The organism is Pseudomonas sp. XP2 (genome assembly GCF_053557975.1).
In genome coordinates this window covers 32,168-46,138 of sequence record NZ_JBNRIK010000022.1, presented here as the reverse complement: position 1 = coordinate 46,138, position 13,971 = coordinate 32,168, and the positions used below count along the sequence as shown (strand labels likewise).

Genomic DNA, 13,971 nt, shown 5'->3' with positions numbered 1-13,971 from the left:
CGCTTGACCGGCTGCTCGCCAACCTGCTTCTGCTGCAAGGCAACTTGCATTATCCCTCAATCGACATGGTCAACTGCGTTTGAGATTTCAAACGCTCGATGCCCTGCCTTGGGCGCTTTTCAACAATCAACAATTCGGGAAGCCGACATGCAGCTCAAAGACGCTCAGTTGTTCCGCCAGCAAGCCTACATCAATGGTGAGTGGCTGGATGCGGACAATGGCCAGACCATCAAGGTGACCAACCCGGCCACCGGTGAAGTCATCGGCACCGTGCCGAAGATGGGTACCGCGGAAACCCGCCGTGCCATCGAAGCTGCCGACAAGGCCCTGCCGGCCTGGCGTGCACTGACCGCCAAAGAGCGTTCGGCCAAGCTGCGTCGCTGGTTCGAACTGATGATCGAGAACCAGGACGACCTGGCTCGCCTGATGACCACCGAACAAGGTAAGCCACTGGCCGAAGCCAAGGGCGAAATCGCCTACGCCGCCTCGTTCATCGAGTGGTTCGCCGAAGAGGCCAAGCGCGTCTACGGTGACACCATCCCGGGCCACCAGCCAGACAAGCGCCTGATCGTCATCAAGCAGCCAATCGGTGTTACCGCGGCCATCACCCCGTGGAACTTCCCGGCCGCCATGATCACCCGTAAAGCCGGCCCGGCCCTGGCCGCTGGCTGCACCATGGTGCTCAAGCCTGCTTCGCAAACCCCTTACTCCGCCCTGGCCCTGGTCGAGCTGGCCCACCGTGCCGGTATCCCGGCTGGCGTGCTGAGCGTCGTGACCGGCAGCGCTGGCGAAGTTGGCGGCGAACTGACCGGCAACTCCCTGGTACGCAAGCTGTCCTTCACCGGCTCGACCGAAATCGGTCGCCAGCTGATGCAAGAGTGCGCCAAGGACATCAAGAAGGTTTCTCTGGAGCTGGGTGGCAACGCCCCCTTCATCGTGTTCGACGATGCCGACCTGGACAAGGCGGTTGAAGGCGCGATCATCTCCAAGTACCGCAACAACGGCCAGACCTGCGTCTGCGCCAACCGTATCTACGTGCAGGACGGCGTTTATGACGCGTTCGCCCAGAAGCTGGCCGCTGCAGTTGCCAAGCTGAAGATCGGTAACGGCCTGGAAGACGGCACCACCACGGGCCCGCTGATCGACGGTAAAGCTGTCGCCAAGGTTCAGGAACACATCGAAGACGCCGTCTCCAAAGGCGCCAAGGTGCTGTCCGGTGGCAAGCTGATCGAAGGCAACTTCTTCGAGCCGACCATCCTGGTCGACGTGCCTAAAACCGCCGCTGTCGCCAAGGAAGAGACCTTCGGCCCACTGGCGCCGCTGTTCCGCTTCAAAGACGAAGCCGAAGTCATCGCCATGTCCAACGACACCGAGTTCGGCCTGGCTTCGTACTTCTATGCCCGCGACATGAGCCGTGTGTTCCGTGTTGCCGAAGCCCTGGAATACGGCATGGTGGGTATCAACACCGGCCTGATCTCCAACGAAGTGGCACCGTTTGGTGGCATCAAGGCTTCGGGCCTGGGCCGCGAAGGTTCCAAATACGGTATCGAGGACTACCTCGAAATCAAATACCTGTGCATCAGCGTCTGATAGCACGGTAAAGGCTTTACCTCTGCCAGCGGGGCGCGAGAGCGACGTCTCGCTGGCCTTTTTTACATCGCAGTACCTGGTGGCCAGGGCGTTTACGGCAGTCGATCAACGAATACTGTGCGCGAGCACTCCCAGCCACCCCCGAATAAAAGCGCCATTCCTGTCGGCGCAATGAGGGCATTATGAGCAAGACCAACGAATCCTTGATGCAACGTCGTGTAGCTGCCGTCCCACGTGGCGTTGGCCAGATCCACCCGATCTTCGTCGACACCGCGAAGAACTCGACCGTGATCGACGTTGAAGGCCGCGAACTGATCGACTTCGCCGGCGGCATCGCAGTACTGAACACCGGCCACCTGCACCCGAAAGTGGTTGCAGCCGTGCAAGAGCAGCTGACCAAAGTCAGCCACACCTGCTTCCAGGTGCTGGCCTACGAACCCTACGTAGAGCTGTGCGAAAAGATCAACAAGCTGGTCCCAGGCGACTTCGACAAGAAGACCCTGCTGGTCACCACCGGCTCCGAAGCCGTTGAAAACGCCGTCAAGATCGCCCGTGCTGCCACTGGCCGTGCTGGCGTCATCGCCTTCACCGGCGGCTACCACGGCCGTACCATGATGACGCTGGGCCTGACCGGCAAGGTCGTGCCGTACTCCGCTGGCATGGGCCTGATGCCAGGCGGCATCTTCCGCGCCCTGTTCCCGAGCGAACTGCACGGTATCAGCGTTGACGACGCCATTGCTTCGGTCGAGCGCATCTTCAAGAACGACGCCGAGCCGCGTGACATCGCCGCGATCATCCTCGAGCCGGTACAAGGCGAAGGCGGCTTCCTGCCAGCGCCGAAAGAGCTGATGAAGCGCCTGCGCGCGCTGTGCGACCAGCACGGCATCCTGCTGATCGCCGACGAAGTTCAGACGGGTGCTGGCCGTACCGGTACCTTCTTCGCCATGGAACAGATGGGCGTTGCGCCTGACCTGACCACCTTCGCCAAATCCATCGCTGGCGGCTTCCCGCTGGCCGGTGTGTGCGGTAAGGCCGAGTACATGGACGCCATCGCCCCGGGCGGCCTGGGCGGCACCTACGCCGGTTCGCCGATCGCTTGCGCCGCGGCCCTGGCCGTGATCGAAGTGTTCGAAGAAGAAAAACTGCTGGACCGCAGCAAGGCTGTAGGTGAGCGCCTGACCGCTGGCCTGCGCGAAATCCAGAAGAAGCACCCGATCATCGGCGACGTCCGTGGTCTGGGCTCGATGATTGCTGTTGAAGTCTTCGAGAAAGGCACTCACACCCCGAACGCTGCTGCTGTTGGCCAGGTTGTTGCCAAGGCACGCGACAAGGGTCTGATCCTGCTGTCCTGCGGCACCTACGGCAACGTTCTGCGTATCCTGGTACCGCTGACTGCCGAAGACGCACTGCTGGACAAAGGCCTGGCCATCATCGAAGAGTGCTTCGCTGAACTCGCTTGATGTGACGCGCTTCTGAAAAAACCCGCTTCGGCGGGTTTTTTTTGTGCCCTGAAAAGCCATGTGGCGCTATGGTTGTCGGAGGACTGGCTTTGGAAGCTGCGACGGAACGTGTGTCAGGCTATTCAGGAGTAGTTGGCGATGAACGCTGCAGACCCCACCCCACCCAGCGTACTGATTGTGGAAGGCGACCCGTGGGTGCGTGACATGCTCAGCGAGATGCTGCTCAGTGTGCGCTGCGATGCCCGCCTGCAGGTGTGCGCCGATGGGGCGCAGGCACTCAGCGCGCTGTCCAGCAAGCCAGACCTGATTATCGCCGCCCGCGAGCTGGCCGGTGTCGATGGCCTGGACCTGTTGCGCAAGGTGCGCGCCAAAGGGCCGGGCTTGCCGTTCATCCTCATGAGCAACCGCAGCGACAGCGCCAGTGTGCGCGAGGTGTTGCCCCTGCACCCCACTGCCTACCTGAGCAAACCCCTGAACCTGGACAACCTGCGCAAGCGCCTGGAAGAGCTGCTGCTGGCCGTTGGCGAAGAAATCGCCTGCCCGGTGCCGGCGTTGCAGGCAGGTGCCAGCCTGCCCACCTACCTTGAGCAGCGCCGTGCTACCGCCGATGGCGGGCCGCTGTTGGCCGACGTGCAGGTGGCGATCAAGCGGGCGCTCAACCCTCAGGGCCTGAACCTGAAGGTGCTCGAAGAGGAAGTGCGTAACGACCCTCAGGTTACCGCCGTCCTTATCGCGGCTGCCAACAGCGCTGCGTTGCACCGTGAAGCGCCGGTGCAAACCTTGCTGCAGGCCCTGAACAAGCTTGGCAGCACCCAGAGCATGAATCTGATTCTGGGCATGACCCTCAAGCGCAGTGCACGGCTCAGCGACCCGTTGCTGGCGCAGCACGCGGCCGGGTATTGGCAGCTTTCACTGCATACGGCCGAATATGGCCGTACATTGGCGCGCATGCTCGAGCTGGACGAAGGGCGCTGCTATTGCGCGGGGTTGCTGCATTGCCTGGGCGACCTGGCCGTGTTGCGCTGCCTGCAAGAGTGGCGGTTGGCCGGGGGCGAGCTAGACGAACATAACGTGCAGCAATCGTTGGATGAGTTCGGAGCAGCGTTCGGCTCGGCGCTGCGGACACGCTGGCGTTTGCCGCTGGCCTTGCGCGAATTGATCGCGGCGATCTACCAGTTGGGCGGCGGCGTGTATTCGCGGGAGATCCTGGCCATGAACCTGGCGGGGCAGTTGTCGCGGCTGCCGGCCGAGCAGGGGCTGGAGAAAGTGGCCAGTGGCAAGACCGCGCGCTTGCTGAAGATGGGCCTGCCGGAGCTGAACCGGCTGCGCAAGGTGGATAACCCGGAGGTGAAGCCCCAGGAAGAGCCGCCTGTGGCGGAGGCTGAAGCGCCCAGCTGAGATGTTGGGGCCGCTTTGCAGCCCCAGTCATACCATTACCTGCGCAGGATGGGTCAGCCGCGGACGATCTGGTTCTTGCCTTGCCGCTTGGCTTGGTACATCGCCGCATCGGCCCGGGCATACAGGCTGTCCAGTGCCACATCTTCTTCGGTCAGCCCGGTCAGCCCCTGGCTCACCGTCACCCCGTACGTCTGCTCACCGTGGATGAAACTCAACCGCTGGATCTGCCGCTGCAAGCGTTCGGCAATCTGCTCGGCCACCTGCGTATTGCAACCGGGGAACACGGCCGCAAACTCCTCGCCGCCAATGCGCCCGAACAGGTCGCCACGGCGTAGCACGGCCTTGCCGCTGTCGGCGATGTGTTGCAGTACCTGGTCACCTTCCTGGTGGCCGTAGCTGTCGTTGATGCGTTTGAAGTCGTCGATGTCCAGCAGCAGGAAGGCCAGCGGTGTACCGTCTTCTCGGGCGCTGTCGAAGGCCTGCTGGGCGCATTCGAAGAAGTGCCTGCGGTTGCTGCTCTGGGTCAGCACGTCAGTGGTGGCCAGGCGCTGCAGTTCGCCTTCAAGCTGCTTCTTCTCGGTGATGTCTTCGGCGATACCGACAATGATTACCCGGTCGCCCACGTGTTGCTGGTTGATATAGCACTTGTCGCTCAGCCAGCGCAGTTGCCCGTCGGCATTCAGGATGCGGTACTCGCGGTCTTCCACAGCGCCCTTGAGCAGCACTTGGGCCAGGCTGCGCTCGGCGAACTCGAGGTCGTCAGGGTAGATACTGTCACGCCATTCGTTGTAATCGGCCAGCAACAGGCTGACCGGGCGGCCGAAGATGCGTTCGTATGCGGGGCTTACGTACAGCACCTGACGAGTTTCCCAGTCAAATGCCCAGAGCACCGCGTTGACGCTGTCCAGCAACGAACTGAACAGCTGATCGCGCTCGCTCAGGCGGGCTACCTCGCCTTGGGCGTGCAGGAGCGCAAGTAAAGTCTTGGCGGCTTCGGGAGGCGGGGTGCCGGGCAATGTCGTTGGAATATTCTTGGCCATGTGCACGAAGCGGGTCTCGACGTAAAAGCGTGCGGCCAGCATCCGGCCCGCCACGCGGGCGATGTGCCAAATTTGAGTGGAGTCGAGGTGGCTAAGTTCCGAACGGCACGCACCGAAATGGGGCGTGCCGATCAACGGCGGTCAGGCGCCGGTCGGGCGCAGGGAGTAGGTCTTGAGTTGTGCTGCGAAGTCGCGCAGGGCGTGGATGCCGCTGGTTTCGGCCTCGTGTATCCAGTCCTTCATGGCAGCCAGCATGTCGTGGCCGTTGGCGCTGGTGCGCGCCCAGATCTGCTGCAGGGCCAGGCGCTTTTCGTAAATGGTCTTCAGCGCCTGGCTATGGGCAAGCATGGACTCGATACGCACATGGTGGCGGTCTTCCAACAAGCTGGTTTCACGCGACAGCAGGCGCTTGGCGCGGCGGAAGTGGTGGCGCACCGAAGCGTCCACCCGGGCCAGCTCCTGCTTGACCAGCGGGCCGATCACCAGCTTGCGGTACTGGGCCATGATCTGGAAGCGGTTGTTGAGGATGGCCATGGCGGTGTCCATGTCCAGGCTTGCCTTGCCGGCCACCCGGTGGGCGATTGGCGCCACGCGCTGTACCTTGGCCAGGCGCAGCAGGCAGAACAGGCGTATCCACGCCCAGCCCATGTCGAACTCCCAACGCTTGACCGACAGCTTGGCCGAGTTGGGGTAGGTGTGGTGGTTGTTGTGCAGCTCTTCGCCCCCGATGACGATGCCCCAAGGCACCAGGTTGGTGGCAGCATCGCGGCATTCGAAGTTGCGATAGCCGAGGGCATGGCCCAGGCCGTTGACCACACCGGCGGCCCAGAATGGAATCCACATCATCTGTACAGCCCAGATGGTGATGCCGGCGGTACCGAACAGCAGCAGGTCGATCACCGCCATCAGCGCGATCCCACCCAGCTTGTAGCGCGAGTAGAGGTTGCGCTCGATCCAGTCATCCGGGCAGTTTTTGCCATAGATGCGCAGGGTTTCGGGGTTGCGCGCCTCTTCACGGTACAGCTCGGCACCCTTGCGCAGCACAGTGCCCAGGCCCTTGTACACCGGGCTGTGCGGGTCGTCGGGGGTTTCGCACTTGGCGTGATGCTTGCGGTGGACGGCGGTCCATTCACGGGTGTTCTGCGCCGTGGTCAGCCACAGCCAGAAGCGGAAGAAATGCTTGAGCGCGCCATTGAGCTCCAGGGCCCGGTGCGCGGAGTAGCGATGCAGGTAGACCGTGACGCTGACAATGGTCACGTGGGTCATCAGCAGAGTGATGCCGACCAGTTGCCAGGCCGACAAGTCGAGCAGGCCGTTATACCACATAGATGTAAATACCCTCGAAATGCGGGGGGAAGGGCTGATTATCCCTTGGCGGGGAAATAAAACCAGTCAACCGTTTAGATAGGAGGTCACGACATGTTTCACCCTTTATAATGCCCACTCCTTTTTGATGGGCTTTTCCACCCGACATGTCTGTTTCCGTTCGCGACGCCTTGCGCATGGCTGCGCTGTATGTGGTGCTCTCGATCCTCTGGCTGGCGCTGGCCGAGGTGATGCTGCACGGCATGGCTGACGATCCCCTGGCACTGGCCGTGGGGCGGCAGATCAATGTGGTGCTGTGGGTGTTGTTCAGTGCCGTGCTGATCTATGTTTCGAGGGTGCGGCTGCTGAACTTCATCGGCATTGGTGCGCGCTTGCGCTGCGAGGACCGCGAGCGGCTGCGCATGGCTGCTGCAGTGTTCGACAGTACCCTCGAAGGTGTGCTGGTCACCGACCGCCAGGGCCTGATTGTGCACGTCAATCGTGCCTTCATGCGCATCACCGGCTACCAGCAGGATGAGGTGATCGGCCAGCGCCCGAGCAAGTTCAAATCGGGCCGCCACGGCCAGGCGTTCTACCAGCAGATCTTTGCCACCCTGGCCGAGCAGGGGGAGTGGAGCGGCGAAATCTGGAACCGGCGCAAAAGCGGCGAAATCTATCCGCAATGGCAGACCATCTGCGCTATCCGCAATGACGACGGTGAGCTGAGCCATTACGTGGCGGTGTTCAGTGATATCAGCGCGATCAAGCATTCGGAGCAGGAACTGGCCTACCTGGCCCACCACGATCCGCTCACCGGCCTGCCCAACCGCCTGCTGTTCACCGACCGGGTCGAGCAGGCCCTGGCGGCCGCTCAGGCCAACAAGCGCGGTTGTGCCCTGCTGCTGTTGGACCTGGACCATTTCCAGAGTATCAACGACGGCCTGGGCCACACCATCGGTGATCAGTTGCTGAAGCTGGTGGGCGAGCGCCTGGGCGAGGTGCTGGGCAATGGCGTGACCCTGGCACGCCTGGGTGGCGACGAGTTCGGTGTGCTGGCCGAGAACTGCCAGCAGGTCGGCCAGGCGGGCAAGCTGGCGCAGTGCATTATCGAACGCATGCGCGAGCCGTTCCTGTTCGAGGAAAATCGCCTGTTCATCAGTGCCAGCGTCGGTATCAGCCTGTTCCCCAGCGACGCCCTGAGCGCCGAGCAGTTGCTGCGTAATGCCGACGCGGCGTTGTACAAGGCCAAAAGCAACGGCAGGGCCTGCTATGCGCTGTACACCGAAGAGCTGACTGCTCACGCCCAACAGCGGGTCGAGACCGCCGGTGAGCTACGCCGGGCCCTGGAGCAGGATGAGCTGCGGGTGTACTTCCAGCCGGTACATGACCTGGCGACAGGCCGGCAGGTCGGGGTCGAGACACTGGTGCGCTGGCAGCACCCCCAGCGCGGCCTTGTGCCGCCGGGCGAGTTCATCCCGATTGCCGAGCGCACCGGGCTGATTGCCGAAATCGACACCTGGGTGCTGCGCCAGGCCTGCCTGCAAATGGTGCAGTGGCAGGCCGAAGGCCGGCAGTTGGCATTTGTGGCGGTGAACATCTCCAGCCGGCTGTTTGGCCAGCACGAGCTGTACCAGCAGGTTGCCGAAGTGCTGCACGACACCGGCCTGGCGCCGGCGCTGCTGGAGCTGGAAGTCACCGAGAGCGCCGTGATGGAAGACCCGGAAGTGGCGCTGGAGCAGTTGCACCGTTTGCGCGAGCTGGGCGTGACCCTGGCCATCGACGACTTTGGCACCGGGTATTCGTCGTTGCTGCGGCTCAAGCGTTTGCCGGTGCAGAAGCTGAAAATTGATCAGGGCTTCGTTGCCGGGTTGCCTCTGGATGAGGATGACATCGCGATCGTGCGGGTAATCATTGCCCTGGCACGCAGCATGGGCATGCAGGTGCATGCCGAGGGCATCGAGCAGGCGGAGCAGGCCAGCTTCCTGCTGCTGGAGCAGTGTCAGCTGGGGCAGGGGTACTGGTTCGGGCGGCCGGTGCCGGCTGCGGATCTTCGCTGGGATTGAGACCCAGGGCCCGCTTTGCGGCCCTCGTCTATCGCTTGTTCAGGCCCTTCGCCAGGCGGTCCCCACCCAGCTGGATCAACGCCACCAACGCCACCAGCATGGCAATCACGGTCAGCATGATCTGGCTGTCAAAGCGCTGGTAGCCATACCGGTAGGCAATGTCGCCCAAGCCCCCGGCACCGATCGCACCGGCCATGGCCGAGGAGTTGATCAGGGTCACCAGGGTAATGGTGAAACCCCCGACGATGCCCGGCAGCGCCTCGGGCAACAGCACGTGCCAGACGATGTGCCAACGCCGACAGCCCATGGCCTGTGCAGCTTCCACCAAACCATGGTCGACTTCGCGCAGGCTGACCTCGGCAATGCGCGCAAAAAACGGCGTGGCGGCAATGGTCAGCGGCACCACCGCCGCCCACACCCCGTAGGTGGTGCCTACCACCAGGCGGGTGAAGGGGATCAGCGCGACCATCAGGATCAGGAACGGGATCGAGCGGAACAGGTTGACGAAGGCGCCCAGCACCCGGTTCAGCAACGGTGCCTCGAAGATTCCGCCCTTGTCGCTGGTGACCAGCAGCACCGCCATGGGCACCCCCACCAGCAGGGCGATCAGCGACGACACGCCGACCATCAGCAAGGTGTCGAGCAAGCCTTCCAGCAGGCGATCAAACCACATGGCCCAGTACCTCCACGTCCTCGGCCCAGCGGCGGGCACGTTCCAGCAGTTGGTGGGTGTCGTGCGGCGAATGTTGCACCGACAGGATCAGTTGCCCCAAGGCATGCTCGCCGATGGTTTCCACGCCGCCCTGCAGCAGGCGTACGCGGCCGCCCAGATCGTTGAACAAAGCAGACAGCTCGGGCTCACCGAGCAGGGTCAGTTTCAGCACTACAGCGCTGTCGCGGCTTACCGGGCTGGCCCGCAAGCTGGCTTGCAGTGCGGCAGGCAACCTGGCCTGCAACGGCGCTAGCAGGGTGCGGGTGACCTCGTGGCGTGGGGCACCGAACACCCGCCAGACTTCGCCCTGCTCGACCACTTCGCCGCGCTCCAGCACGACCACCCGGTGGCAGATATCGCGGATTACCGCCATTTCGTGGGTGATCAGCACGATGGTCAGGCCCAGCCGCTGGTTGATGTCGCGCAGCAACTCAAGGATCGAAGCGGTGGTTTCCGGGTCCAGCGCCGAGGTAGCTTCGTCGCACAGCAAAATCTCGGGGTCGTGTACCAGCGCCCGGGCAATGCCGACGCGCTGTTTCTGCCCGCCAGACAGCTGCGCCGGGTACACGTGGTGCTTTTCCTGCAAACCGACCAGCTCAAGCAAAGCGCGCACCTTGCGCTGGCGCTCGGCCTTGGCCACGCCGGCCACTTTCAACGGCAGTTCGACGTTTTGCCATACGGTCTTGGCCGACATCAGGTTGAAGTGCTGGAAGATCATGCCGATGCGCCTGCGCAGCGCCACCAGGTGGTCCTCATCGAAAGGCGCGATGTCCACCTGGTCGATCAGCACCCGGCCCTGGCTGGGTTGCTCCAGGCGGTTGATGGTACGCAGCAGTGAAGACTTGCCGGCACCGCTGCGGCCGATGATGCCGAAGATCTCGCCATGGCGGATGTTCAGGTCGATGCCTTGCAAGGCCGGTTGCGGCTGGCCAGGGTAGGTCTTGCCCAGGCCGATAAAGCGTACATGGGCTTCATTGACCTCCGGGCGCAGGGCCTGTTCCTTGACCGGTGGCGGCGATGGTTGTGGTGCAGGCGCCCTGAGCGCGTGGGCCTGGCTCATGTCAGCCTTCCCAACCGGCTTGGTACAGCTTGCCGTGGGCTTTGTCCAATGCTGCGCGCACCACCGGAGAGTGCTGGTAGATGTCGACGAACCTGGCCAGCCGTGGGTCGTCCTTGCTTTGCGGGCGGATGACGAACTGGATCACGTATTCCTTGTTTTCCAGGCCGTCGAACAGCAATGCCGAGGTGGCATCGAAGGTGTTGGCCAGGCGGATGTAGGCCGGGTAGCCCTGCACCAGGTCGGCGTCGTCGTAGGCGCGGACCAGCTGAACCGCCTCGACCTGAAGGATTTTCAGCTTTTTCGGGTTGGCGACGATGTCGTCCTCGGTGGCCTTGTAACCAACACCTGGCTTCAGGGTGATCAGCCCGGCCTTGGCCAGCAGTTGCAGGCCACGGCCGCTGTTGATCGGGTCGTTGGCGATCGCCACGCTGGCGCCCTCAGGCAGCTCGGCAAAGCTCTTGTACTTTTTCGAGTACAGGCCAACGTTGTTGATGATGCCCGAGGCGTAAGGCACCAGGTTGAAGCCCGCAGCAGCCTTGGCGTTCTCCAGGAACGGGATGTGCTGGAAGTAGTTCACGTCGATGTCGCCGCTGTTGAGGCTGACGTTGGGCGCGATCCAGTCGCTGAATTCGATCAGCTTCACTTCCAGGCCTTGCTTGTGCGCTTCTTCCACGGCGGCTTCCAGCGGAATGGCAAAAGCCGAGGTGGTGCCGATCTTCAGCGGTTCGGCAGCCAGGACACTGGCGGACAGGCCCAGGGTGAGGGCAATGGCCGCGACGGGCCGGAACAGTTTCTCAAGCATGGTGCAGGGCTCCAGTCGGGGCAGGGGTTGGGGTAAAGCGGTCGGTCGAGCCCGGGTGGTCGGCGGGCAGGTGCGGGTGGTCGGCCTGGAACAGCTTTTCGCGCAGGGTGCCTTCGGCATAGGCGGTCTTGTAGCGGCCACGCTGTTGCAACTGCGGGATGACCAGGTCGATGAAGTCCTCGAAACTTTCCGGGGTGACGGTGCGGGTCAGGTTGAAACCGTCCAGGCCGGTTTCGTCGATCCAGGCGATCAACTGTTCGGCCACTTGTTCCGGTGAGCCGACCAGGGTTACGTAGCGGCCACCCAGGGCGTGCTGTTCAAGCAGGCGACGGCGGGTCCAGGCGTTGTTCTGCAACTGGCGCGTGGCGGACTGGATGGCATTGCCCTGGCTGAAGCCAATCGGCTCGTCCAGCCCGTAGGCCGCAAAGTCGATGCCGGTGGAGGCGGCGAAGTGCGCGACGCCGGCCTCGGGGCTTGCATGGCGCAGGTATTCGGCATGCTTGGCCTGGGCCGCTTGCTCGGTAGGGGCGACGATCACCGTGATGCCCATGAACACTTTGATCGCTTGCGGGTCGCGCCCGGCGACCTGGGCGGCAGCGCGCACCTTGTCGACCTGGGCGCGGGTGGCGGCCTTGTCCTGGCCACTGATGAACACGCATTCGGCATGGTTGCCGGCGAACGCCAGGCCACGCTGCGAGCTGCCGGCCTGGAACAGTACTGGGGTGCGTTGCGGCGAGGGTTCGCTCAGGTGATAGCCCTCGACGTTGTAGAACTCGCCGTGGTGGCTGACCTTGCGCACCTTGTCGGGCCGGGCATAGACGCGCTGCTTGCGGTCTGCGACCACCGCGTCATCGGCCCAGCTGCCTTCCAGCAGCTTGTAAAGCACTTGCAGGTATTCGTCGGCCTGGTCGTAGCGACGGTCATGCTCGGGTTGCTGCTCAAGGCCCATGGCCCGGGCGGCGCTGTCGAGGTAGCCGGTGACGATGTTCCAGCCCACCCGGCCATTGCTCAGGTGGTCGAGGGTGGAAAGCCGCCGGGCGAACAGGTATGGCGCTTCGTAGGTGAGGTTGGCGGTAAGGCCGAATCCCAGGTGGCGGGTGACGGCAGCCATGGCCGAAACCAGCAGCAGCGGGTCGTTGACCGGCAGCTGGATCGACTCCTTGAGGGTGACGTCCAGCGACTGGCCGTAGACGTCGTAGGTGCCGACGATGTCGGCAATGAACAGCCCGTCGAACAGGCCGCGCTCCAGCAGGCGGGCCAGATCGGTCCAGTATTCCAGGGACTTGTACTGGGTCGAGGTATCCCGTGGGTGGGTCCACAGGCCGTGGTTGATGTGCCCGATGCAGTTCATGTTGAAGGCATTGAGCAGAATCTGCCTGGCCATCAGATGGTCCCCCGGCGTGGCGGGTTGGTATCGTTGAGGTAGTAGTTGCCGATGGCGTGATACTTCCAGCGCACCGGGTCGTGCAGTGTGTGCACGCGGGCGTTGCGCCAGTGGCGGTCGAGGTTGTGCTCGGCCAGCGTTGCCTGGCTGCCGCCCAGTTCGAACAGGGCAGTACCGGCAGCGAGCGAAATCTCGGTGCTGATGGCACGTGCTTCGGCCACGGCAATGGAGGCGGCGGCCACGTTGTCGGCCGTGCTGTCGTCGCGGGCGCGGTCGAGGTATTCGCCGGCGCGCTCCAGCAGGGCTTCGGCGGCATGCAGACGGATCGCCAGGTGGCCGAAACTCTTCAGCGTCAGCGGGTCATCCGTAGCCTTGTCCAGGCCCGAGTCGACCCACGGGCGGCTGCGGGTGCGCACGAAGTGCAGGGCATCTTCATAAGCGGCGCGGGCGATGCCAGTGTCGATGGCAGCATGAAGGATTTGCGCCAGCGGCCCGACCGGCGTTGGGCGCTCGAACGCGCTCTGGAACGGCACCACATCGGCGGCGCTGACGTACACGTTGTCAAACACCACCGAACCGCTGCCAGTGGTGCGCTGACCGAAGCCGCTCCAGTCGTCGATCACATGCAAGCCCTGGCTATCGGCCGGGACGAAGGCCAGCTGCTGCACGCCTTGTTCATCGACGACCGAGGTGGGAATGCGCTGGGCGTAGATGGCGCCGGTGGAATAGAACTTGCGGCCGTTGATGCGAAAGCCGTCGCCGTCACGGCTCAGGCGGGTGGTGCGATCGTTGGCGGTTTTGGTGCCCAGCTCGGCCAGCGCATTGCCGAAGCGCCGGCCGGCGAGTACTTCGGCGTACAGGCGCTGTTGCTGCTCGGGGGTGCCGTTTACCCGCAGCACCTCCAGGCCGTAGAAATGGTTTTGCGGGATTTGCCCGAGCGAGCCGTCGGCCTGGGCGATACGGGCGATGACCTTGGCCAGGGTGACGTTGGACACGCCGGCGCCGCCAAAGGCCTTGGGCACGCTGATGGCCCACAGGCCGGAGCGGGTGAACAGCTCCAGCTCGGTATGCGGCAGGCGGCGCTCGCGATCGCGCAGGGCGCTGTCGCGGCGCAGTTGCTGGGCGATGTCTTCGGCGACATTCAGGGCTTCGGTGTC

Annotated in this window: 11 protein-coding genes; 4 read left to right on the top strand and 7 right to left on the bottom strand. The window is 63.5% G+C overall.

All coding sequences use genetic code 11. From position 1 onward, the window contains the following. Window positions 1-147 precede the first annotated feature (147 nt). The 3 genes from gabD to ACK1VC_RS21190 all read left to right on the top strand — a co-directional run bounded on the left by gabD (window position 148) and on the right by ACK1VC_RS21190 (window position 4,448). Window positions 148-1,590, top strand: coding sequence for an NADP-dependent succinate-semialdehyde dehydrogenase (gene gabD / locus ACK1VC_RS21200; protein ID WP_016484375.1), 1,443 nt, complete (start codon window positions 148-150; stop codon window positions 1,588-1,590). Between the two features lie 182 nt (window positions 1,591-1,772). Further along, on the top strand, window positions 1,773-3,050 hold the full coding sequence (gene gabT, locus ACK1VC_RS21195) for a 4-aminobutyrate--2-oxoglutarate transaminase (RefSeq protein ID WP_016484376.1): 1,278 nt from the start codon (window positions 1,773-1,775) through the stop codon (window positions 3,048-3,050). 138 nt (window positions 3,051-3,188) lie between these two features. Next, window positions 3,189-4,448: a response regulator gene (locus ACK1VC_RS21190; protein WP_023048203.1), complete on the top strand. Its 1,260-nt coding sequence runs from the start codon at window positions 3,189-3,191 to the stop codon at window positions 4,446-4,448. Between the two features lie 53 nt (window positions 4,449-4,501). Here ACK1VC_RS21190 and ACK1VC_RS21185 read toward each other — a convergent pair whose 3' ends face one another. Next, window positions 4,502-5,530 carry a GGDEF domain-containing protein gene (locus tag ACK1VC_RS21185; protein ID WP_096425453.1) on the bottom strand — a complete coding sequence of 343 codons (1,029 nt, stop codon included), beginning with the start codon at window positions 5,528-5,530 and terminating at the stop codon, window positions 4,502-4,504. 99 nt (window positions 5,531-5,629) lie between these two features. Continuing rightward, window positions 5,630-6,814 (bottom strand): delta-9 fatty acid desaturase DesA, encoded by a 1,185-nt coding sequence (gene desA, locus ACK1VC_RS21180; protein ID WP_016484379.1) that lies wholly within the window; start codon window positions 6,812-6,814, stop codon window positions 5,630-5,632. Between the two features lie 146 nt (window positions 6,815-6,960). On the opposite strand from desA, the gene dibA reads away from it, so the two are divergent. After that, window positions 6,961-8,856, top strand: coding sequence for a phosphodiesterase DibA (gene dibA / locus ACK1VC_RS21175; RefSeq protein WP_060518095.1), 1,896 nt, complete (start codon window positions 6,961-6,963; stop codon window positions 8,854-8,856). 28 nt (window positions 8,857-8,884) lie between these two features. Here the strand turns inward: dibA and ACK1VC_RS21170 are convergent, their stop codons facing one another. From ACK1VC_RS21170 to ACK1VC_RS21150, 5 genes are all read right to left on the bottom strand, one after another. Further along, window positions 8,885-9,529, bottom strand: coding sequence for a methionine ABC transporter permease (locus ACK1VC_RS21170; protein ID WP_008096606.1), 645 nt, complete (start codon window positions 9,527-9,529; stop codon window positions 8,885-8,887). Continuing rightward, window positions 9,519-10,628, bottom strand: coding sequence for a methionine ABC transporter ATP-binding protein (locus tag ACK1VC_RS21165; RefSeq protein WP_191087153.1), 1,110 nt, complete (start codon window positions 10,626-10,628; stop codon window positions 9,519-9,521). The genes ACK1VC_RS21170 and ACK1VC_RS21165 overlap by 11 nt, the downstream gene beginning before the upstream one ends. Before the next feature lies 1 nt (window position 10,629). After that, the gene (locus ACK1VC_RS21160; RefSeq protein ID WP_016484382.1) at window positions 10,630-11,430 is read right to left on the bottom strand and encodes a MetQ/NlpA family ABC transporter substrate-binding protein; all 801 of its coding nucleotides are present in this window, start codon (window positions 11,428-11,430) and stop codon (window positions 10,630-10,632) included. Next, window positions 11,423-12,814, bottom strand: a complete 1,392-nt coding sequence (locus ACK1VC_RS21155; protein ID WP_449118036.1) for an LLM class flavin-dependent oxidoreductase — start codon at window positions 12,812-12,814, stop codon at window positions 11,423-11,425. The genes ACK1VC_RS21160 and ACK1VC_RS21155 overlap by 8 nt, the downstream gene beginning before the upstream one ends. After that, window positions 12,814-13,971: SfnB family sulfur acquisition oxidoreductase (locus ACK1VC_RS21150; RefSeq protein ID WP_449118035.1), on the bottom strand; the 1,158-nt coding region annotated here is incomplete at its 5' end. The genes ACK1VC_RS21150 and ACK1VC_RS21155, both read right to left, overlap by 1 nt.

What these genes read in the sequence shown, in the direction of transcription:
- gabD (WP_016484375.1), top strand. Translation starts at nt 148, where the DNA reads ATGCAGCTCAAAGACGCTCAGTTGTTCCGCCAGCAAGCCTACATCAAT.
- gabT (WP_016484376.1), top strand. Translation starts at nt 1,773, where the DNA reads ATGAGCAAGACCAACGAATCCTTGATGCAACGTCGTGTAGCTGCCGTC.
- ACK1VC_RS21190 (WP_023048203.1), top strand. Translation starts at nt 3,189, where the DNA reads ATGAACGCTGCAGACCCCACCCCACCCAGCGTACTGATTGTGGAAGGC.
- ACK1VC_RS21185 (WP_096425453.1), bottom strand. Translation starts at nt 5,530, where the DNA reads ATGCTGGCCGCACGCTTTTACGTCGAGACCCGCTTCGTGCACATGGCC.
- desA (WP_016484379.1), bottom strand. Translation starts at nt 6,814, where the DNA reads ATGTGGTATAACGGCCTGCTCGACTTGTCGGCCTGGCAACTGGTCGGC.
- dibA (WP_060518095.1), top strand. Translation starts at nt 6,961, where the DNA reads ATGTCTGTTTCCGTTCGCGACGCCTTGCGCATGGCTGCGCTGTATGTG.
- ACK1VC_RS21170 (WP_008096606.1), bottom strand. Translation starts at nt 9,529, where the DNA reads ATGTGGTTTGATCGCCTGCTGGAAGGCTTGCTCGACACCTTGCTGATG.
- ACK1VC_RS21165 (WP_191087153.1), bottom strand. Translation starts at nt 10,628, where the DNA reads ATGAGCCAGGCCCACGCGCTCAGGGCGCCTGCACCACAACCATCGCCG.
- ACK1VC_RS21160 (WP_016484382.1), bottom strand. Translation starts at nt 11,430, where the DNA reads ATGCTTGAGAAACTGTTCCGGCCCGTCGCGGCCATTGCCCTCACCCTG.
- ACK1VC_RS21155 (WP_449118036.1), bottom strand. Translation starts at nt 12,814, where the DNA reads ATGGCCAGGCAGATTCTGCTCAATGCCTTCAACATGAACTGCATCGGG.